Raw genomic sequence first — 826 nt, 5'->3', positions numbered from 1 at the left:
GTTTGGTGAGAGATTCAATTATAACATGAAATTAGGGGGTCATTGTTTTTTTATTTAAAAAAACTTTGTAACCCTTGATATATAAAGAATATTTTTAAAAAATAGTGTAAAAAACTTTACACTAACATATAGTTATGGGAGGTAATAATATGGAATTAGCAAAAAAATATAGTGAAATGAAATTAGGATCATATATTTACGACAACAGATTTAAGATAGGTAATAATCTCCTTCAATTTATTAAAGATAATGGCTATATAAAATCATCGTTTTCAAAATTAACGGGTATATCAAGACCAACTATTGATAAATTAATTAAAGGTGAAATAGATAATAACACAAATTTCAAAAAACATGTGGATAAGATTATTACAATCTTTAATATAAAGTTTGAAGAATTAATAGATTATAAACATGCAGAGTCAGACAATAACCGTGAAGTTGTAGCATCTAATAATGCACCGGAAGAATATGAACTAAGTGATAAGTCTAAAAGAATGTTTGGCTTTTTAGACGATATAATAGATCTTTATGAAGTCTATAATGGAAGTAATTCAGGTAAAGAAGTTAATTGAAGTTTCAAATTACAGTACTCCTACTAAAATTGAATATATTATTTACAATATCTTCAATCTACTTGAAACAAAGTAGCTTTTACTTAACACAAGAGCCTGATTACTTGAAAGCAAATATATTATTATATATAAGATAAATACTAGTTTTTAGAGCTATTTATTATAAAAAATCCTTACTAGCTTATAATAAATATAGATTTACTTAACACTAAAGTTATTTTACTTGAAAGTAATATAGAGTTACTTAAAAT

General features: G+C 24.0%; 1 protein-coding gene. It reads left to right on the top strand.

Annotated elements, in window-relative coordinates; genetic code table 11:
• The first annotated feature begins 149 nt into the window (after nt 1–149).
• Nucleotides 150–575, top strand: coding sequence for a helix-turn-helix domain-containing protein (locus tag CLCOS_RS16000; protein ID WP_204524446.1), 426 nt, complete (start codon nt 150–152; stop codon nt 573–575).
• Nucleotides 576–826 lie beyond the last annotated feature (251 nt).

The organism is Clostridium coskatii (assembly GCF_001675205.1).
GTDB lineage: Bacteria > Bacillota > Clostridia > Clostridiales > Clostridiaceae > Clostridium_B > Clostridium_B ljungdahlii.
This window is presented reverse-complemented; position numbering and strand designations above follow the sequence as displayed.

Bases quoted from the DNA above. Each gene is read 5' to 3' on its own strand.
- CLCOS_RS16000 (WP_204524446.1), top strand. From the start codon at position 150: ATGGAATTAGCAAAAAAATATAGTGAAATGAAATTAGGATCATATATT.